Consider the following 18725-nt stretch of genomic DNA (forward strand, 5'->3'; position numbering starts at 1 on the left):
GGTGTCGTCCCCCAGCCGCGCACCGGGCCGGTCGCCGGGGCGCCGGCCGTCCCGCAGCCCCGCTCGGCGGAGCCGGACGCCGCCGTGGCGCCGCCCCGCGACACGGACGCCCCGGCGGACGCCCGGCCGGATGGTGGCCTCACCGAGCGGGAGCGCGGCATCCTCGCCTTCGAGCAGCAGTGGTGGCGGCACGCCGGCGCCAAGGAACAGGCCATCCGGGACACCTTTGGCCTCTCGGCCACCCGCTACTACCAGTTGCTCAACGCGCTGCTCGACAACCCGGCCGCCCTCGCCGCCGAGCCGGTGCTGGTCGGGCGGCTAAGCCGGTTGCGGTCCTCCCGGGCCCGTAACCGCCGCCGCTGAGCGCTGTCGCACCCCGCGACCGGTCCCGGCCCCGCCGACCCCGTTCCGACCGACGGTCCCGTCTCGTCGGCGTAACGTCGCGTCCAGGTGGCCACCGCTCCTACCCCCGACGCCGCGACGGAATGTCGGCGAGCCGCGCGGGTACGCGGGTGTCGTTCCGGGCCGCGTCTCGCGGCCGGTTCACGTTCCGGGCCGTGACCTGCGGCCCGGGGCCGACGGAGGGAGCGGGCGATGACGCAGATCAACCCGAGCCGGCCACCGGACGGTGCGACCGGCACCGCACAGCAGGCCCGGCACGAGGCGTCCCGGGTCGGACACGAGGCGTCCCGGGTCGGACACCAGGCGACCCAGGCCGGCGGGCAGGTCGCGCACGCGGCCGCCGAACAGGGCGGACAGGTGGCGTCGGAAGCCCGGCGGCAGGCGCGCAACCTGACCGGCGAGGCCGGCACGCAGTTGCGCGACCAGGCCCGGTCGCAGCAGCACCGGGCCGCCGACGGGCTGCGCGGCATCGGGCGCGAACTCAGCTCGATGGCGGAGCGGAGCGAGGACTCCGGGATGGCCGGTCAGGCGGTCCGCCGGGCGGCGGACGCCGCCCAGCAGGCGGCCGGGTGGCTCGACGAGCGCGAACCCGGGGCGGTGCTCGACGAGGTGCGGTCGTACGCGCGCCGGCACCCGGGCACCTTCCTGGCCGGCGCGGCCCTGGCCGGCATGCTGGTCGGGCGGCTCACCCGGAACCTGAGCGCCTCGGGCGACGGGGCGCGGGGCGCGGGCCAGCCGTCGATGCCGCCGACCGCCGCGCCCACCGGGCCGGCGGCCGCGTCCACCACGGCCGGGCCGCAGCCGTACGAGCGGACGGTCGAGGCGCCGTACGCGCCCGAGGGGGCGTACACCGGGACGGCGCGGGTGCGCAACGCCTCGCCGCCCGGCCGGCAGGGGCCGGACATCCCGGGCGGGGTGGCGCCGTGAGCGCCCCCGAGAAGGAGCGGACGCAGTCGGTCGGCGAGCTGCTGGGCGACGTGACCCGGGACTTCTCCACGCTGGTCCGCAAGGAGGTCGAACTGGCCAAGGCGGAGGTGCGTGAGGAGGCGGGTCAGGCCGGCAGGCTCGCCGGCATGTTCGGCGGGGCCGCGCTGGCCGGTTTCCTGACGGTGCTGTTCGTGTCGTACGCGCTGTGGTGGGGGCTGTCCAACGTGATGGACCAGGGGTGGGCGGCGCTGATCGTGGCCGTCATCTGGGCCGCCGTCACGGGTGTCCTGCTCGCCAGGGCGCGGAAGGAGAAGGCGCAGCTCCGCTCGGTGCTGCCCCGGACGAAGCAGACCGCACGGGAGATGCCGGACGCGATGCGCGGCCGGTGAACCAGCCCGGGAGGGAGCAGATCATGTCCAACGATCCGGACCGGATCCGGTCGGAGATCGAGAACACCCGGAACGAACTGAGCAGCGACGTCGACGCGTTGGCCGACAAGGTCAATCCGCGGCGGATCGCCGGTGAGCGCGTCGGGCAGGCTCGTGGCGTGTTCACCCGGGCCAGGGAGAAGGTGATGGGCGTGCAGTCGGACGGGCACGGCGCCGCGCAGCGGATGTCGCACGCGACAGGCAAGCGGATGTCGCACGCGGCCGACTCGGCGCGGGGACTCGGGGAGCAGTCCCGGGAGCGGATGTCGCACGCGGCCGACTCGGCGCGGACGTTCGGGGAGCAGTCCCGCGAGCAGATGTCGCACGCGGCCGGGTCGGTGCGGGAGGAGGCCCGCTCGCTCGGGCAGCAGTCCCGCCAGCAGGCGCAGGGCAACCCCCTCGCGGCCGGTCTGATCGCCTTCGGCGCCGGGCTGCTGCTCTCGTCGCTGATTCCGCCCAGCCGTCCCGAACGGCAGTTGGCCGGGCAGGCCAGGGACATGGTGAGCGAGCACTCCGACCAGCTGCGCGCGCAGGCCGGACACCTGCGGGAGCAGGCCGGCGAGGTGGGCCGCGAGATGGGCCGCGAGATGGGCCACAACCTGCGCGAGCCGGCGCAGCAGGCGGCCCGGGCGGTCGGTTCCACGGCCGTCAGTGGCGCGTCCGCCGTCCGGGAACAGGGTCGGTCGGCCGCCCACCAGATGCAGGGGCAGGCGCATGAGGCCGCCGACGACCTCCGTCGCCGCTGAGGCGACCCGGGTGGTCGGGGCGGCGCGGACGATGCGGGTACGCTCCGCGTCCGCGCCGCCGCCCGGCCGGCCGGCCAACGAGGACCTGGTCTTCCGGTTCGGGCCGCTGGTGGGTGTGCTCGACGGTGCCAGCGTGCCGGAGGGCTTCGACACGGGCTGCGTGCACGGGCCCGCCTGGTACGTCCGGCACCTCGCGGCCAGGCTCGGGCTGGCGGAGGCGGTCCGCCCGACGGCGACCCTGATGAGCAACCTGGCGGCGGCGGTCCTCGCCGTGCGGGCCGACCACGGCGACGAGTGCGACCTCGACCACCCGGGCACCCCGTCGAGCACGGTCTGCCTGCTGCGCGACGGCGGCGACCACCTCGACTACCTGGTGCTCTGCGACAGCCCGCTGGTGCTCGACGCCGGGGGCCGGGTCAGCGTGGTCACGGACGACCGGCTGGACGCCGCGACGGCGGAGCTGCGGTCCATGGTCGCGGCCGTGCCGGCGGGCTCCGCCGACCGGCTCACCCGGTTCCGGCAGGCGGTCGGCATGCAGCGGGAGCGGATGAACCGGACCCACGGCTACTGGGTGGCGGCGGCCGACCCGGACGCGGCGTTCCACGCCGTGACCGGGACACTGCCGCTGCGCGGGCCGGGCGCGGTACGCCGGGCGGCGCTGCTCAGCGACGGCGCGTCGGCCCTGGTGGAGCAGTTCGGCCTCCTCGACTGGGCGGGGCTGCTGGACGTGGCGACCGCCGAGGGGCCGGGCGCGCTGATCGACCGGGTGCGCGCCGCGGAGCGCGACCATCCGGACCGGTTGCGCCGGCACAAGCCCGCCGACGACGCCTCGGTGGTGCTCTGCGAGTTCGACGCCGAGGGGCCCTGAACGGCCCGGGCCAGGCGGGTTCGCCGCTCCGTCGCGCGGGCCGGACGGGCGGTCGACAGCGGAGCGTGAGGCGGAACACGATGCGGGCCGACCGGCCGGTACCTTCGGCCGGACCGCCAGTCGCTGCCCGATGGGGTGGACTTGGGCCGGTGGGGGCGGCAGACTGCGGCACGTGGCGGGAACGGTACGGCTGGAGCCGGTGGACGAGCGGAACCTGGAGCCGTTGCTCTCCGTAGCGGCTGCCGAGGCGGAGCCCGATGACGTGATGCCGCCGGTGGAGGCCCCGGCGGGCTGGTCACACGCCCGGCGGGAGGCGTTCCGGGAGTTCCACCGGGCGAGCTTCGCGGGGCTGGACGGCCCGACGGGCACCTGCATGTACGCGATCCTGGCCGGCGGCGAGGTCGTCGGCATGATCCGGATGAGCCGCCGCGAGCAGCCCGGCACCGTCGAGACCGGGATGTGGCTGGGCCGCTCCGCCCGGGGCCAGGGGATCGGCGCGGTCGCTCTGCGTGAACTGTTGAACGAGGCGGCGGCAGCCGGAATGCGGCTCGTGGTCGCCGAGACCACCGTCGACAATCACGGCGCCGTTTCCGTGCTGGAGAAGTGCGGCGCCAAATTGCGCGAGGACGGCGGTAAGGTGCACGCCGAGATATGCCTCGATTCGACGCTGCCGGCCCTGTGACAACGATTCTGCAATTCCTTCCTTTCTGACGTTCTTCCTGCTCGACGGTGCCTTCCTGTCCGCTTCGCGCGGTTGGCGAGGTACGTGTTCCCGTCTCCGGTCAATGGTGCCGGAAAAGCGCGGCAGTGTTTCGCGGATAGGTCAACGGGTACTGCCCGTCGGGTCCGATTGAACGGGACACCTGATCTGCGGTCCGGCGCGTGCTGATCCCCGGCGGCCATTCTTTCGACCATTGCCGTCAGGTGTCCGGCGCTCCGGGGAGCGAAGGAGAACTGATGAACAGCGGAGCACGAATCGGGCTCGCGGTCGGCTTCGGCTACCTGCTCGGCCGCCGGCGCAAGCTGCGTACCGCCCTCACCCTGGCCGCTGCGGTCGCCGCGGGCCGGGCCAGCCGGGAGCCGGGCGGACTGCTGAAGGCGGGCGGCAACCTGCTCCACTCGTCCCCCCACCTGGGCAACATCGGTCGCCTCGGCGGCCCGCTCGCCGCCGCCTCCAAGGCGGCCGCGACCGCCGCCGCCGGCAGCGGCATCGATGCCATCAGCGGCAAGCTGCGCGGCTCGGCCGACGCGCTGCGCCGTAAGGGCGGGGCCGGCGCGCCCGACGACGGGTCGGGCGACGGCGACCGGCCGGACCGGGACGCCGACGGCGGTCGGCAGGGGCGCGACGCGGACGCCGGGCAGCAGGGGCGCGACGCCGACGGCGGGCAGCAGCAGGAGCGCGACGCCGACAACGAGCAGCGGGGGCGGTGACCATGCCGGAGACGACGAACCCCGGCGGCCTCGGGAACAAGGTCCGGGGCCAACTCGCCGGCGAGGCGCGCAACCTGGCCAGCGCCATCGGCGAACGCGCGATGCAGGTGGTGACCGAGCGGATCACGGGCGCGACCGGCCGACTCAGCGACTACGCGAAGCAGGGCGGCGGTCCCGGCCTGATCGCCGCCGCCACCGGCGCGCAGAAGCTCGCCGAGGGCGGTTCACCGGTGAAGGCGATGTTCCATGCCGGACTGGCCGGCGGTAAGGAGAGGGTCATGTCGGCGCTCGGCAAGGGCGGCAAGGGCGGCAAGGGCGGCGGCAAGAAGCTCAAGGTCACCAACATCGTCGAGGCGATCGAGGTCGGCGTGCCGGTCCGGGTCGCGTACGACCAGTGGACCCAGTTCGGCGAATTCCCGAGCTTCATGAAGAAGGTCGAGAACGTCGACACCGAGTCGGACGAGAAGCTGACCTGGAAAGCGCAGGTCTTCTGGTCGCACCGCACCTGGGAGTCCACCATCGTCCGGCAGATTCCGGACAAGCTGATCCACTGGCGCTCCAAGGGCGAGAAGGGCTCCGTCGACGGGACGGTCAGCTTCCACGAGCTGTCGCCCGACCTGACCCGGATCCTGGTGGTGCTGGAGTACCACCCGCAGGGTCTCTTCGAGCACACCGGCAACCTGTGGCGGGCCCAGGGCCGCCGCGCCCGGCTGGAGCTGAAGCACTTCGTCCGGCACGTGATGACCCAGACCGTCCTCGACCCGGACTCGGTGCAGGGCTGGCGCGGCGAGATCGAGGACTCGCGGGTGGTCCGCGACCACGAGACCGCCCTGCGCGAGGAGCAGGAGGAGCGCGAGCCGCGCGGCCGGCGCGAGCCCGAGGAGGAGGCCGAGGAGGAGCCGCGCGAGGAGCGCCGGCCCGCCGAGCGTGGCCGCCGCCGACCGCCCCAGCGCCGCCGCCCGGCCGAGGAGGACGAGTACGAGGACGAGTACGACGAGGACGAGTACGAGGAGGAGCCGGAGGAGGAGGAGGAGCAGCCCCCGCCCCGCCGCCGCGCCCCGGAGCGGGCCCGCCGCCCGCAGCCCCGCGAGGAGCCCCGTCCCCGTGAGGAGCCCCGGTCCCGTGAGGAGCCCCGGTCCCGTGAGGAGCCCCGGCCCCGTCGTTCCCCGGAGGCGCCCCGCCGTCCCGTGGTCCGCCGTCGACGGGAGGAGCGCGAGTGACGATCGCGACGAGTGAGGGTCAGGCCGGCGGCGCCCTGGAACGCGGGGGCGCCGGGTCGAGCCTGGCCGACGTGGTGGAGACCGTGCTGGACAAGGGCGTGGTGATCGACGCCCAGGTGTCGATCGCCGTGGTCGGCATCCAGCTGCTGGAGATCAACGCCCGGGTCGTCATCGCCAGCGTGGAGACGTACCTGCGTTTCGCGGAGGCGGTCGACCGGTTGGACATCACCCCGAAGGGCCAGAAGGGGCTGCCCGACCTGGTCGAGGGGGCCTCCGGGGCGGTCGGCAAGGGCAAGGCCCTTTCCGGACTCGGCAAGGCGGCCCAGGAGATCAGCGGGGCGGTCGCCGACTCGCTCGGCGATCGGGGCACCGACCGGGACCGGGACCGGGACCGGGACCGGGACCGACCCCGGCGACGCCGGGACGAGGAGCGCTGAGCATGGCCGAGGAGACCGGACTGTTCATCTACGGCATCGTTCCCTCCGACGTGGAGCCGACCCCGGACGCCGCCGGGGTCGGCGACCCGCCCGGAGAGGTGGCGGCGGTCCGGCACGGCGAACTGGCCGCGCTGGTGAGCGAGGTGAGCCTGACCGAGCCGATCGGCCGGCCGGCGGACCTGACCGCGTACCAGGAACTGGTGGACGGCACGGCTGCGGTGGCGCCGGTGCTGCCGGTGCGCTTCGGCACGGTCGTCACCGGGCCGGACGCGGTCGCCGACCTGCTGGACGCGCACCACGACCGCTTCGCCGCCGCCCTCGACGAGTTCGAGGGCCGGATCCAGTACACGGTGCACGGGCGCTACGACGAGGCGAACCTGATCGCGGCGGTGCTGGCGGACAACCCCGCCGCCGCCCAGCTGGCCGACGAGGTGCGCGGGCAGCCGGAGGCGGCCACCCGGCAGCAGCGGATCCGACTCGGCGAGATCATCAGCCAGGCGGTGGAGCTGCGCCGGGAGGCGGAGAACCGGCAACTCGCCGACGCGCTCGGCCCGCTCGTCGTGGCGAGCGCTCCCCGGGCGCCGAGCAACGAGCTGGACGCGGCGAACGCCGCCTTCCTGGTCGACCAGGACCGGGAGGACGAGTTCGTCTCGGCGGTCGAGGAGTACGCCAAGCAGCGCCGGGAGCTGATCCGGATGCGGCTGCTCGGCCCGCTCGCCCCGTACGACTTCGTCAGCGCCCATCAGCTGATGGGGTGACCGGTGGACATCCTGTGGGCGCTGCTGACCCTGCCGTACGCGCCGGTGCGGGGGCTGACCGCGGTGGTGAAGGTGATCGCCCGGGAGGCGGAGTCGCGGCAGCGCAACCCCGTCGACGTTCGGCGGGAGCTGGAGGCGCTGGACGCGGCGGAGGCCGCCGGCGAGATCAGCGCCGCGGAACGCGACCGGGGGCAGCAGCAGGTGCTGGAGCGGCTGACCGGCGGAGCCCGGCGGCCGGCCCCCGCCCAGGGCCGCAACCCGGCCCGGAACGGTCCCGGGTCCCGCCGCGAGAACGGCGGGACCCGGCGCCAGCCGGGCCCGGAGCGGGCCCGACAGGGCGGCCCGGAACGGGCGCGTCAGCCCGGCCCGGAACAGGCGCGGCGGGTTGGCGTCGAGCGGGCGCGTCAGCCCGGCCCGGAACAGGCGCGGCGGGTTGGCGTCGAGCGGACGCGTCAGGTCGGCACGGAACAGGCGCGGCGGGTGCCGCGCGGCGGCGGCGAGGGAGGTGGGCGCGATGGTGGATCTGATCCGCGGCGACGGCGGTCGGGCGCGTAGGAACGAGCCCGTCGACGACCGGTACGACGACGAGGAGGAGTACCTCGAACCAATCTCGGCCGCCGAGGCGGCGCGCGAGGGGATGCGGCAGATCGTCGAGTTGACCGGCCGGGATCCGGTGGGGACCACCTCGCTCAAGTCGTTGCGCGACGGCTGGCTGGTCGGGGTGGAGGTCATCGAGGACCGGCGTATCCCCAGCTCCACCGACCTGCTCGGCCTCTACGAGGTGGAGCTGGACCTGGAGGGCGGCCTGCTCGGCTACCGGCGGGTGCGGCGCTACCAGCGCGGGAAGGGCGAGGTGGGTTGAGGTGAGCGTGCAGCCGCCGCCGGTGGTGCAGAACTCCGGCCAGGTTCTGCCCGCCGGGCACGAGCCGGCCAATCTCGGCGACATCCTGGAACGCGTGCTCGACCGGGGCATCGTGATCGCCGGCGACATCCGGGTCAGCCTGCTCGACATCGAGCTGCTGACGCTCAAGCTGCGCCTGGTCATCGCCTCGGTCGACACGGCCCGGCAGATCGGCATCGACTGGTGGGAGCACGACCCGTGGCTCAGCTCCCGGGCGAGGCCGCCGGTGGAGCCCGGCCCACGGGACCCGGAGCAGGTGGAGGCGGAACGTCGTCCCCGGATCGCCCGGGCGGTGGCCGACCGGGAGGAGCGGCATGAGTTCGACCGTTGACCTCGTGCCCGCCGCCGGGCCGGCGAGCCTCGGCGTCGGCGTGTGGCTGCACGGCGTGGTGCGGGACGTCGACCCGGCCCTGCTCGCCACGACTCCCGGGATGGACGGCGCTCCGGTGCGCGCGGTGCGGGCCGCCGGCCTGGTCGCCGTCCTCAGCGCCGCGCCGCTGGCCGAGTACGGCGAGGAGGCGCTGCGCCGGAACCTGGAGGACCTGGCCTGGCTGGAGCGGGCGGCCCGGACGCACCACGCCGTGGTCGCGGCCCTGTCCCGCGACGGCGCCGTGGTGCCCGCCCGGCTGGCCACCGTCCACCACGACGACGCCCGGGTCGCGGGGCAGCTCACCGCCCGCCGGGTCGAGCTGACCGCCGTCCTGGACCGGCTCACGGGCCACGACGAGTGGGGCGTCAAGGGGTACGTCGTGCCGGGCGCGACGCCCCGTCCGGCGGAGCCCGCCGGGTCGGGCGGCGCCGGGGCGGCGTACCTGCGCCGGCGCAGGGCCCAGCTCACCGCCCGCGAGGAGGGGCAGCGGATCGCCGCCGACGCCGCTTGCGCCGTGCACGAGGCGCTGGCCCGGCACGCGGTGGCCGCCCGGCGGCACCCCCCGCAGGACCGCCGCCTCTCCGGCGCGCCCACCGCCATGGTGCTCAACGGGGCGTACCTGGTCGGGCACGGGGCGCTCGCCGGATTCCGCGAACTGGTCGGCGCGCTCGCCGGGCGGCACCCGGAGATCCGACTGGAGCTGACCGGCCCGTGGCCGCCGTACTCCTTCGCCGAGGAACGGCCCGCCGGGCCGGCGTTCACCGTACGGGAGCCGGCGTGCTGACGGCCCGGGGGCCGGCGTGGTGACCACGTCGCTGGCGCCGAGCAGCGCCGACGACCCGCTGGCCTACCGGCCGGTGGCCCTGGTCGACCTGCTCGACCGGGTCCTCGCCACCGGCGTGGTGATCAGCGGCGACATCACCATCGCCATCGCCGACGTCGACCTGGTCCGGATCTCCCTGCGCGCCCTGGTCGCCTCCGTCGGCGCGCTCGCCCCGCCGGAACTGCCCGACGCCGCCCCGGACGACGTCGCCTGGACGCCGGGATCGCCGGCATGACCGCCCCCGGCGCCCGCGCCGACGGCCCGGGCGAGAACGCGGCCGGCCCGGGCGGCGGGGCCGGGACGGCGGGCGCGGGCCGCCCCGGCGGTGCTGGCACCCGCCGGGACGAGGCCGCCGAACTCGCCGCCGCGCTCGGCGACACCCGGTGGCAGCCGCCCCGGGTGACTCCGCTGGACCGCCGGCTCGCCGTCGACCGGGACTCCGTCGAGCGGGGACTGGCCAGCCTCGTGCTCACCGTGATCGAGCTGCTGCGGCAGCTCATGGAGCGACAGGCGCTGCGCCGGGTCGACCTCGGCGATCTCACCGAGGAGCAGGTCGAGCGGATCGGCACCACGCTCATGGCGCTGGAGGAGCAGATGACGGGGCTGCGCGAGTACTTCGGCCTCGCCCCCGAGGACCTGAACCTCGACCTGGGGCCCCTCGGCCCCCTCCTGCCCACCGACTGATGCCCCGGCCCGCGTCGGCCCACCGACGGTGCCCACGGCGCCACGCCGGGAGGCGGCGGTCAGCCGGACCGTTTCTCGGCGTACGCGGCGAGCCAGGCGACCTGGGCCGAATCCAGGGACGGGCGGACCCGGGCACGGGCCGCCGCCACGTGCGCGCCGGTGACCGTGGACGCGGTCAGCGACTCCCGCATGGCGGCCAGCGCCGCCTCGCGCACCAGCGCGGCACAGTCCGCCGCCGAGAAGCCCTCCAGCTTTCCACCCAGCTCCGCGAGGTCCACGTCGGGCGCCAGCGGCACGTTGCGCGCCGAGGCGCGCAGGATCTCCGCCCGCGCCGGCCCGTCCGGCGGCGGCACGTAGACCAGCCGCTCCAACCGTCCGGGGCGCAGCAGCGCCGGGTCCACCAGGTCGGGGCGGTTGGTCGCGCCGACCACCACCACGTTGCGCAGCGTCTCCACGCCGTCCAGCTCGGTCAGCAGGGCGGCCACCACCCGGTCGGTGGTGCCGCCGTCGCTGGCCTGGCCGCGCACCGGGGCGAGCGCGTCCACCTCGTCCAGGAAGATCAGGGTGGGCGCGGCCTCCCGGGCCCGGCGGAACAGCTCGCGGACCGCGCGCTCGCTCTCGCCGACCCACTTCGACAGCAGCTCCGCGCCCTTCACCGAGAGCACGTTCGCCCGGCCCGAGCCGGCCAGCGCCGTGACCAGATAGGTCTTGCCGCAGCCCGGCGGCCCGTAGAGGAGCACCCCGCGCGGCGGCTGCACGCCGAGCCGGGCGAAGGTGTCCGGGTAGGTCAGCGGCCAGAGCACCGACTCGGTCAGCGTCTCCTTGACCTCTGTCAGGTCGCCCACGTCGTCCAGCGTCACCGAGGCCAGCTCCAGGGTGGACGCGGCCATGGTGGTCGGGCGGACCACCTCCAGCGCGGCGGTGAAGTCGGCCATCGCCACCGTCGGCGTCTCGGCCGACTTCTGCCGCAGCGCCGCGCGCACCCCGGCCTCGCGCAGCAGCGCGGCCAGGTCGGCGGCGACGAAGCCGGGGGTACGCCCCGCGACCTCGTCGAGCCGCACGTCGTCGGCGAGCGGGACCTGGCGGGTCAGCACCGTCAACTGCTCCCGGCGCAGGGCCGCGTCCGGCAGCGGGACGCTGATCCGCAGCGAGAGCAGGTCCGGTGCGCGCAGCGCGGGGTCGACGGCCTCGGGCCGGCCGGTGGTGCAGACGACCGCCGCCCCCGCCCGTACGGTCTCGGCCACCACCTGCCGGAACACGGTCGCCACCGGCCCCGGCCCGTCCGCCGGGGCGAGCGCCTCCACGTCGGTGACCAGCAGCACCCCCGGGCCGTCCGCGCGCGCCTCGGCCGCGGCGGCACGCAGCCGGTCGGCGGCGGCCTGGTTGGTCAGCGCGGCCACCTCGGGGGCCCAGAGCGGGCTCACCCGGGCCCCGACCCGGGCGGCCACGGCCCGCACGAGCGCCGCCTTGCCGGAGCCGGCCGGCCCGGCGATCAGCACGCCCAGCGAGACGGTGGTGCCCAGCCGGCCGAGCACCTCCCGGTGGTGGAAGCCGAGGTCGAGCAGCTCCGTGAGCTCCTCGGCCTGCGCCCGCAGCCCGGGCAGCTCGTCCACCGCGGGCGGCGCGTCGTCGACGGTCCGCCCGGTGACGTCCACGGCGGCCGGGCGGCGTACGCCCGCCGGGCCGGCGCCCGTGGCACCCGCCCGGCCCGCGGCGGTCCCGTCCGTCGTGGCCCCGGCCGCGTCGGCGCGTCGCGCGAGCGGGGCGGGGCCGGTGCCGGCGGAGCCGTGGGTCGCCTGGCCGTGCTCCCAGCCGACCACGGTGTCCATGGTGACCAGCGAGCCGGGCCCGGGCTCGGCGGCGACCACGGCGAGCAGGGTGCTGGTCCAGGCGTACCCGACGCTGTTGGAGAGGCTGCGTCGGGCGGCTTCCACCAGGCTGCGCACCGAGGCGTCCGGCAGCACGTCCTGCGGCAGCAGCGACACGTCGTCCCCGGTCGTCACCACCTTGCCGAGCAGGGCCAGCCGGAGCATCTCGGGGGAGACCACCGCGGCGATCTGCGCCGGCCCGGCGAGGAGCACCCTGCCGGCCGGCGTGACGGGCAGGCGGCTCACCGTCACCTGGCCGCCGTCGCGGATCCCGAGGTTGCCCAGCATCAGGTCGTCCGCGTAGAGCAGCGCGGTGCTGGCGGTCGGCTCGGCCGGCGCGACGATGCCGGCGGTCACCCGCCGGCCCGCCAGCCGCACCGGGTCGCCGGGGCGCAGCGCCAGCGCGGTGAGCACCTCCGGGTGCAGCCGGACGATGCCCCGCCGGGCGTCCAGGGCCGCCGGCCGCAGGCTCGCGGTCAGGGTCAGGTCGGGTTCCGCCACCGCCCGACCCTAGCCGCCGTGGTCACGCCGTGCCCGCCCCCGCCCCGTTCCGTGGTCCGCGAGCTGCGTCACCGTCGCTGAGCAGGGCGGGGTCGCGGCGGATCAGCTCGGCCAGCCGCGCCGCCGGGTCGGGGGTCAGCCCCTCCTGGGCCGGCGTCCAGGCCGGCACGGTCTTGACCGACATCGGCCACGCCGGCGGCGGCGCGGCGACCTCCGCGTCGACCGTCACGCCCGCGTCGGTCCAGGCGACCCGCAGCGGGTACGCCCGCCCGTCGTGCTCGACCCGGATGCTGACCGCCGTGCCGGGGTGGCCGGCCACCACCCGACGGACCGCCTCGGCGACCTCCACCACGGGATCGCGGGGCTCCGCGCCCCGCCGTGTCTCGGCCCAGCCGGGTCCGGCGTTGCGCCCCTCGCCCCGGGCGTCGGTGCGCCCCGGATCGGATCCGCCCCGCGCCCGCGTCGACGCGACGGCCTCCCCGCCCGTCGCCCCCGCGTCGGCGGCCCGCCGCCGCAGCGCCTCCTCGCGGCGGGCCATCCGGGCCAGTGTCTCGTCCAGTCCACCTCTCATCACGACCACCCCTTCTCGTGAAACGGGTCGAACCCTTCTCGTGAAACGGGTCGAACCGCCGGAACGGTTGAGGACCTTTTCTCCCGGGTGGCCCGATCGAGTGCGCGGTCCAGGACGACCAGCAGGGCGTCCCGCACCGAGAGCCGGTCCCGGGCGTCGAACTGCACCAGGGGCACGTGGTCGCCGACGGCCAGCGCCCACCGGATCGCGTCGAGGTCGTGCGCCAGCCGCCCGTCGAAGGCGTTCACCCCGACCACGAAGGGCAGGCCGGCCCGCTCGAAGAAGTCGATCGCCGGGTAGCAGTCGTCCAGCCGGGCGCTGTCCACCACGACGAGGGCGCCGAGCGCCCCCCGGGCCAGGTCGTCCCACATGAAACCGAACCGGGCCTGCCCCGGCGTGCCGAACAGGTACAGCTTCAGGCTGCGGTCGATGGTGACGCAGCCGAAGTCCATCGCCACCGTGGTGGTGGTCTTCGCGGAGCGTACGCCCGGATCGTCGACGCCGATCCCGGCGCTGGTCATCTCCGCCTCGGTGGTCAGCGGGGCGATCTCGGAGATCGCGCCGACCGTGGTGGTCTTGCCGACCCCGAAGCCGCCGGCGATGAGGACCTTGACCGGGATCGGTGGCGCGGCGGCCGGTGCGGGCCGGGGCACCGCGGCCACCCCGGTGGCCGGCGGACGGTGCGGCGGTGGCGCGGACGCGGCGGGTTGCGGACCCGTCGGGGAGCCGTAGCGGGCGGCGGCGCTGTTGGCGGCGACCCCGCCCAGCGGGGCGACCGGCCATTCAGGAGATCGCACGGAGTCCATCAATCACTCGCAGGATGATGTCGGGGTCGAGGGCGTCGGCGCCGTCGTGCACGTCCAGGTGGCCGGCGGCGCGGAGGTCGCCGACCAGCACCCGGGTCACGCCGAAGTGCAGCCGGGTCCGGGCGGAGATCTCGGCGACCGAGATCGGCTCGCCGCAGAGCGCGACGATCGCCTGCAACTCGGGCGCCAGCCAGGTCAGCGGCGCCGGGTCGGTCGCCGGCCGGGCGGTCACCTGCGTCTCCAACCCGATCGCCGGGTCGGCGCCGGCCACCCGCCCGGCGGTGAGCACGAACGGGCGCGGGCCGGCCGGCCCGTCCTCGGGGGCCGGCGCGGCGGTGGCTCCCGGCAGGCCGGGCCGGATGTCGTGCGGGGACGACGCGCGCAGGTATGGCCGGATCCGGACCGTGGGCTCCGGCTCCGGTCCCTCGCCGGCAACCTCGGGGGTCATTGCTGAGCGGCGTTCTTCAGTTCGGCGATCAGTCTCGGGGTGAGGGCGCCACCGGCCCGCCCGGCGAAGAGCGTCATCTCGTAGGCGACGGTGCCGAGGTTCGCCGACCGGTCGGCGACCACCCCGAGCACGGAGCCGCTGCTGATCGCGCTGATCAGCAGGTAGCCCTCGGCCATGTCCACGACCACCCGGTTCAGCCCGCCGAGGGCGTACCAGCTGGCGGCACCGCCGGCGAGGCTCGTCATGCCGGAGACCACCGCGGCGAGCCGCTCCGCGTTGGAGCGGTCCTTGATCGCCGACATGGCCATCAGCAGCCCGTCCGACGAGACGGCGATCGCCTCCAGCACGCCGGCCGTGCTCGAGGTGAAGGAGTCCAGCAACCAGTTGAAGGTGCGCGCCTCCGGGCTGAGGTCCCCGGCGCCCGGGTGCTGCTGGTCGACGTTGTCGTGCAGGAAGGGGCTGGTCACCGTGATGTTCCTTCTTCGTGTCGGCGGTCTTGGCTGACTTCACGCAGAGCACGGGCGACGCCCGCCTCGAACTCGATGAGCAGGTCGCGGACCTCGTCCGGGTTCCCCGGCGGGCTGTCGGGCTGACGGGCCGGGGCGACGGTGAGGTTCGCCCCGGGCACCCGCCGGGTCAGCCGGGCCGGCACCGTGCCGTCCGGCGGACGTCGGCCCAGCCCGGCCCGGCGTACGCCGGACTCGACCGCCTCGACGAGGGCACGGGCGGCGGCCGGATCCGCGCCGGTGACCTCCACCGGCCCGATCCCCGGCGGGCTGGCCGGCGCCCGGGCCGGGAGCAGGGTGGCGCCCGGCACCCGCTGCCGGACGCCCGGCGGGGCGGCGCGGGTCGGGACCTGCGGCCTGGGGCCGCCCGGGGCCTGTGGCTCGGCGCCGGTCGGCGCCGGAGGCCCGGTGTCAGCCGGGGTCTGTGGCCCGGTGCCGGCCGGGGCCGGGGCCTCGGCGGCGGCCGGCTCGCCGTTGGCGCCGAACGCGTCCCAGGGGGCGCCGGACTCCATGCTGCGGGTGGCGCGGCTCAGCAGTGCCGCGTCGAACCCGGACGGCGGGGCCTCCGTCGCCGCCCCGACCGCCGCGCGGGGCCGGGGGGCCTCCGGCGCGTCGGCGGGGGAGCGCCGGTCGCGGGCGGGTACGGCGGCCCGGGCCACGGTCACCCCGGCCCGCTCGGCGGGGTGGATCACCAGCGACGTCTCCGGGACCTCCAGGTGCGCGGTCACCCCGCCGCCGCCGGTCGGTGCCAGCCGCACCGTCCAGCCGTGGCGGCGGGCCAGCCGGCCCACCACGAAGAGCCCCAGCACCTCGGTCGGCGCGAGATCGAGCCGCTCCCGCCGGGTGAGCCGGGCGTTCTCCTCCGCCAGCCGCTCCTGGGCCATGCCGATGCCCCGGTCCACCACGGTCAGCCGCGCCCCGGAGCCGGTCGGCTCGCCGCCCACGGTGACCCGGGTGTGCGGCGGGGAGAACACCGTCGCGTTCTCCATCAGTTCGGCCAGCGCCAGGATCAGGTCGCCGACCGTGCCGGGCGCCACCGACATACCGGGCGGCACCTGCACGTCGACCCGCGTGTAGTCCTCGATCTCGCCGAGCGCCAGCCGGACCACGTCGCCGAGCGGCACCGGCGCCACGTGGGGGTCCGCGCCGGCCGAACCGGAGAGCACCACCAGGCTGCCGGCGTTGCGGCGCAGCCGGCTGGAGATGTGGTCGAGCCGGTACAGGTGCTCCAACCGGCCGGGGTCGGTCTCCTGCCGTTCCAGCCGGTCGATCAGCGCGATCTGCCGGCCGACGAGGTTCTGCGTACGGCGGCCGACGTGGCCGAACATCTGCGCCACGTTGCGCCGGCCGGCGACCTGCCGCTCGACGAGCCGGGCGGCGGTGCTCTGCACCCGGTCGAACGCGCGGGCCAGGTCGCCGATCTCGTCGCGGGCCCGCACGTCGACCGGATCGAGGCGCATCGGCGCCGCGCCCTCGGTCTCGTCGTCGGCGACCCGGGTCAGTTCCGCCTCGGCGACCCGGGCGACCCGGTCGGCGGAGCGGGTGAGCCGGGTCAGCGGCCGGGCCACCGTCCGGGCGACGGCCGCGCTGAGCAGCACCACCACGGCGAGGATCAGGGCGACGGCCCCACTGACCAGGTGCGCCTCGGTCAGCGCCCGGCGCTGCTGCGTGGTCACCTCAGCGAGGACGTCGGCGACGAGCTTCTTCTCGATGAACTGCCCGAAGGTGATCATCGAGCGGACCGAGGGGAAGAGCGTGTCCAGGGGGATGTCCCTGGTCGCACCGGCCGGGTCCAGCGCGCTCCGGACGAGGAAGTCCGGACTGGTCCGGGCGGCCACCGCCGCGTCGTTGAGCGTCACCAGCTTGACCTGATCCGGCGTGATCAGACTGCGGAACCGCTGGTTGTCCGCCCGCAGCCCCGCCATGCAGGCGACGTACGAGGCGACCACCCGGGGGGAGCCGGTCGCCTTGACCAGCACGATCAGGGTGGCGCAGGCGCCCATCGCCTCGTCGACGCGGAGCAGCCCGTCCAGGGCCAGCACCTGCCGTCCGGCGGCCGTGTCGGTGTCCACCCCGAACGGCAGCCGCAGTGAGTCGATCAGCTTCGTGCTCACCGGCCCGTAGCCGCCCATGATCTGGTCCGGGGTGGCGGTCCCGGCGAGCACCGCGGCCCGCAGGTCGGTCAGCCCGCGTACGCCGCTCAGGGCCTCGGTGACCCGCGGCGGCAGCAGGTCGCCCCGGGTGGCCCGTAGGTCGGCGACCCGGTCGTCCACGCTGGCCGACCGCTGCATCAGCTCGCTCCGGGTGACCCGGCCGAGCAGCAGTCCGACGGAGAGGACGCGCTCCTGTTGCAGGTCCTGTACGAGACTGCCGATCCGGCTGGCGACGCGGACCCGGTCGGCGGTGTCGCCGGCCCGTTGCGCGGCGGCCACCCGGCCGAGCACCGCCGGCACGGCCAGGCTCACCACGCTGAGCAGCGGGATGACGAGGAGCAGTGCGAGCTTGCCCCGGATCCGGAGCCTAGCGAGCAGCATCGGCGGGCCCCCACTGCGCGCTCCCGGGCCCGCGGGCCGGCCCCGCTGGCTGGAGCCGACGCGGTTCCGCGCCGCGGACGCCGGTCGGCTGCCACGGCGTGTCGTCCGGCCCGGCGGCGGCGCCGTCCGGTTCGCGCCGGACCTCCGCCGCCGGCCGCCGCGCCCGTCGGACGGCGGCGAACCACACCGCGCCGAGTGCCGACCACAGCAGGACGGCCAGCGCCCCGGCCGCCCCGGTCAGCCAGCGGTCCCGGTCCAGGTCGTCGAGGCGGCCGGCGAGCAGGGCGTCGAGCTCGTCCAGGATGACGGGCTGGAGCTGCCGGGCGGCGGACTGCGCGTTGAGCCGGGCGCCGGCGACCTGCGCCTGGTCCACCGCCGCGTCGCGGCCGGCCGGCGCGGAGTGGGCCGCCAGCGCCTCGACGGCCCGCTGGTAGGTGTCGAGCGGCGTCAGCACGCTCGGGCCGAGGTCGGCGCTCTCCGAGCTGTCCACGGCCGCCCGCAGGTCGGTGACCAGGTTGCCGGCCGGGGTGAGGACGGCCACCCGGAGGGCGGCGATCTCGGCGGCGGTGCGGTTGCGGTCGGCGGCGGGCCGGCGGTCGGCGAGCACGGCCAGGTCGGCCAGTCGCCCGGTCGCCACCACCGTCTCGGGCAGGCCCCGGCTCGCGTCCTGGAGGAAGAAGGAGTCCGACCGGGGGTCGCGGACCAGCCCGGAGGTCTCCCGGACCTTGCCGTGCAGGGCCAGCAGCAGGTCGGTGGCCTCGCCGTACGCGGTGAAGGCCGCCTCCGGGTCGGCGGGGCCGCGGGCGCCCAGCGCCTCGATCCTGGCCCGCAGGCCGGCCCAGCGCTCCCGGGTGCGCAGCTCGTCGCCGATCCGCGCGTCGACGGAGGCGGCGGCCTCGACCGCGCGGGTCAGCGCCTCGCTGTTGGCGGGCCGGGCGGCGACGGCGGCGGTCTGGGCGTCGACCAGGGCGTGGGTGACCGGGGCGAGGGCGCGCAGGTACTCCACGCCGAGCCGTTCCCGGCTGGCCAGGTCCCGGTCGTCGGCCGTGAGCCGCCAGGTCTGCACGAACAGCAGGGCCATCGGTGCGAGCAGGGCGACGAGGAGCAGCAACGGCAGTACGCGGCCCACCGCGGAGGGCCCCCGACGGGCCGGTGGCGCGGGGACTGTCATGGCTGTCTCCTCCGGCGGGAGCACGGGATCGGTGGGTGTCGGGGGTCGACGGTGAAGTCCCGTGCACCGGACCGGAAAACTAACCGACCAGCGGGGAGCTGTTCCGACCGTCGAACAGTCAGCTTTGCGTCATGAAGCCCGAAGTAACCGTTGGGTGATCCGTCGGGCACTCTGTGTGCCAGGTCAGAGAGTGACAAGGATGGATCGGGGGGATTTCCGACGAACATCGGAATTCACGTGATCCGAATTCATCTCCCTGGGGCGGTCTGGACCGCGCCGGTGGGACGCCGATCGGATCAACCGGACGGACGTACGGAGGATCTCA

Annotated in this window: 22 protein-coding genes and 1 pseudogene; 16 read left to right on the forward strand and 7 right to left on the reverse strand. The window is 75.9% G+C overall.

Annotation, left to right across the window (positions count from 1 at the left end):
• From AB0G13_RS25060 to AB0G13_RS25135, 16 genes and pseudogenes are all read left to right on the forward strand, one after another.
• Positions 1–363 (forward strand): DUF3263 domain-containing protein (locus AB0G13_RS25060; protein ID WP_357878716.1); only part of this gene is annotated, 363 nt, incomplete at its 5' end.
• 231 nt (positions 364–594) lie between these two features.
• Positions 595–1329, forward strand: coding sequence for a hypothetical protein (locus tag AB0G13_RS25065; protein ID WP_357878719.1), 735 nt, complete (start codon positions 595–597; stop codon positions 1327–1329).
• Positions 1326–1718 (forward strand): phage holin family protein, encoded by a 393-nt coding sequence (locus tag AB0G13_RS25070; protein WP_357878722.1) that lies wholly within the window; start codon positions 1326–1328, stop codon positions 1716–1718. The genes AB0G13_RS25065 and AB0G13_RS25070 overlap by 4 nt, the downstream gene beginning before the upstream one ends.
• A gap of 23 nt (positions 1719–1741) precedes the next feature.
• A complete protein-coding gene (locus AB0G13_RS25075; protein ID WP_357878724.1) occupies positions 1742–2503 on the forward strand; it encodes a DUF3618 domain-containing protein in 762 nt (253 codons plus the stop codon).
• Entirely contained in the window at positions 2472–3371 is a 900-nt protein-coding gene (locus AB0G13_RS25080) for a hypothetical protein (RefSeq protein ID WP_357878727.1), read from the forward strand. The genes AB0G13_RS25075 and AB0G13_RS25080 overlap by 32 nt, the downstream gene beginning before the upstream one ends.
• Positions 3372–3543: 172 nt before the next feature.
• On the forward strand, positions 3544–4053 hold the full coding sequence (locus AB0G13_RS25085; protein WP_357878730.1) for a GNAT family N-acetyltransferase: 510 nt from the start codon (positions 3544–3546) through the stop codon (positions 4051–4053).
• A 275-nt stretch (positions 4054–4328) separates the two neighbouring features.
• Positions 4329–4802: a hypothetical protein gene (locus tag AB0G13_RS25090; protein ID WP_357878733.1), complete on the forward strand. Its 474-nt coding sequence runs from the start codon at positions 4329–4331 to the stop codon at positions 4800–4802.
• A gap of 2 nt (positions 4803–4804) precedes the next feature.
• Complete coding sequence (locus AB0G13_RS25095; RefSeq protein WP_357878736.1) at positions 4805–6022, forward strand: SRPBCC family protein; 1218 nt, start codon at positions 4805–4807, stop codon at positions 6020–6022.
• A gap of 2 nt (positions 6023–6024) precedes the next feature.
• Positions 6025–6234: pseudogene (gene gvpJ / locus AB0G13_RS25100) on the forward strand (gas vesicle protein GvpJ); the annotation flags it as partial.
• A 227-nt stretch (positions 6235–6461) separates the two neighbouring features.
• Positions 6462–7217 (forward strand): GvpL/GvpF family gas vesicle protein, encoded by a 756-nt coding sequence (locus AB0G13_RS25105; RefSeq protein WP_357878739.1) that lies wholly within the window; start codon positions 6462–6464, stop codon positions 7215–7217.
• Between the two features lie 3 nt (positions 7218–7220).
• Entirely contained in the window at positions 7221–7772 is a 552-nt protein-coding gene (locus tag AB0G13_RS25110) for a gas vesicle protein GvpG (protein ID WP_357878742.1), read from the forward strand.
• On the forward strand, positions 7732–8079 hold the full coding sequence (locus tag AB0G13_RS25115; RefSeq protein WP_357878746.1) for a gas vesicle protein: 348 nt from the start codon (positions 7732–7734) through the stop codon (positions 8077–8079). The genes AB0G13_RS25110 and AB0G13_RS25115 overlap by 41 nt, the downstream gene beginning before the upstream one ends.
• A 1-nt stretch (position 8080) precedes the next feature.
• Entirely contained in the window at positions 8081–8449 is a 369-nt protein-coding gene (locus tag AB0G13_RS25120) for a gas vesicle protein (protein ID WP_357878749.1), read from the forward strand.
• Complete coding sequence (locus AB0G13_RS25125) at positions 8433–9272, forward strand: GvpL/GvpF family gas vesicle protein (RefSeq protein WP_357878752.1); 840 nt, start codon at positions 8433–8435, stop codon at positions 9270–9272. Before AB0G13_RS25120 ends, AB0G13_RS25125 begins: the two co-directional genes overlap by 17 nt.
• Positions 9273–9291: 19 nt before the next feature.
• On the forward strand, positions 9292–9546 hold the full coding sequence (locus AB0G13_RS25130; protein WP_357878755.1) for a gas vesicle protein: 255 nt from the start codon (positions 9292–9294) through the stop codon (positions 9544–9546).
• Positions 9543–9995 carry a gas vesicle protein K gene (locus tag AB0G13_RS25135; protein WP_357878758.1) on the forward strand — a complete coding sequence of 151 codons (453 nt, stop codon included), beginning with the start codon at positions 9543–9545 and terminating at the stop codon, positions 9993–9995. Before AB0G13_RS25130 ends, AB0G13_RS25135 begins: the two co-directional genes overlap by 4 nt.
• 59 nt (positions 9996–10054) lie before the next feature.
• Here the strand turns inward: AB0G13_RS25135 and AB0G13_RS25140 are convergent, their stop codons facing one another.
• From AB0G13_RS25140 to AB0G13_RS25170, 7 genes are read right to left on the reverse strand one after another with little or no spacing between them, the layout of a single operon-like run.
• Entirely contained in the window at positions 10055–12364 is a 2310-nt protein-coding gene (locus AB0G13_RS25140; RefSeq protein ID WP_357878761.1) for an AAA family ATPase, read from the reverse strand.
• Between the two features lie 22 nt (positions 12365–12386).
• Positions 12387–12935, reverse strand: coding sequence for a hypothetical protein (locus tag AB0G13_RS25145; protein ID WP_357878764.1), 549 nt, complete (start codon positions 12933–12935; stop codon positions 12387–12389).
• The gene (locus AB0G13_RS25150) at positions 12935–13741 is read right to left on the reverse strand and encodes an ATP/GTP-binding protein (protein ID WP_357878767.1); all 807 of its coding nucleotides are present in this window, start codon (positions 13739–13741) and stop codon (positions 12935–12937) included. The genes AB0G13_RS25145 and AB0G13_RS25150 overlap by 1 nt, the downstream gene beginning before the upstream one ends.
• The gene (locus AB0G13_RS25155; protein ID WP_357878771.1) at positions 13719–14189 is read right to left on the reverse strand and encodes a DUF742 domain-containing protein; all 471 of its coding nucleotides are present in this window, start codon (positions 14187–14189) and stop codon (positions 13719–13721) included. The genes AB0G13_RS25150 and AB0G13_RS25155 overlap by 23 nt, the downstream gene beginning before the upstream one ends.
• On the reverse strand, positions 14186–14656 hold the full coding sequence (locus AB0G13_RS25160; RefSeq protein WP_357878775.1) for a roadblock/LC7 domain-containing protein: 471 nt from the start codon (positions 14654–14656) through the stop codon (positions 14186–14188). The genes AB0G13_RS25155 and AB0G13_RS25160 overlap by 4 nt, the downstream gene beginning before the upstream one ends.
• On the reverse strand, positions 14653–17229 hold the full coding sequence (locus tag AB0G13_RS25165; RefSeq protein WP_357878778.1) for a nitrate- and nitrite sensing domain-containing protein: 2577 nt from the start codon (positions 17227–17229) through the stop codon (positions 14653–14655). The genes AB0G13_RS25160 and AB0G13_RS25165 overlap by 4 nt, the downstream gene beginning before the upstream one ends.
• Positions 17216–18400, reverse strand: coding sequence for a hypothetical protein (locus AB0G13_RS25170; RefSeq protein WP_357878781.1), 1185 nt, complete (start codon positions 18398–18400; stop codon positions 17216–17218). The genes AB0G13_RS25165 and AB0G13_RS25170 overlap by 14 nt, the downstream gene beginning before the upstream one ends.
• Between the last annotated feature and the right edge of the window lie 325 nt (positions 18401–18725).

Source organism: Micromonospora sp. NPDC023633 (assembly GCF_040640035.1).
GTDB lineage: Bacteria > Actinomycetota > Actinomycetes > Mycobacteriales > Micromonosporaceae > Micromonospora.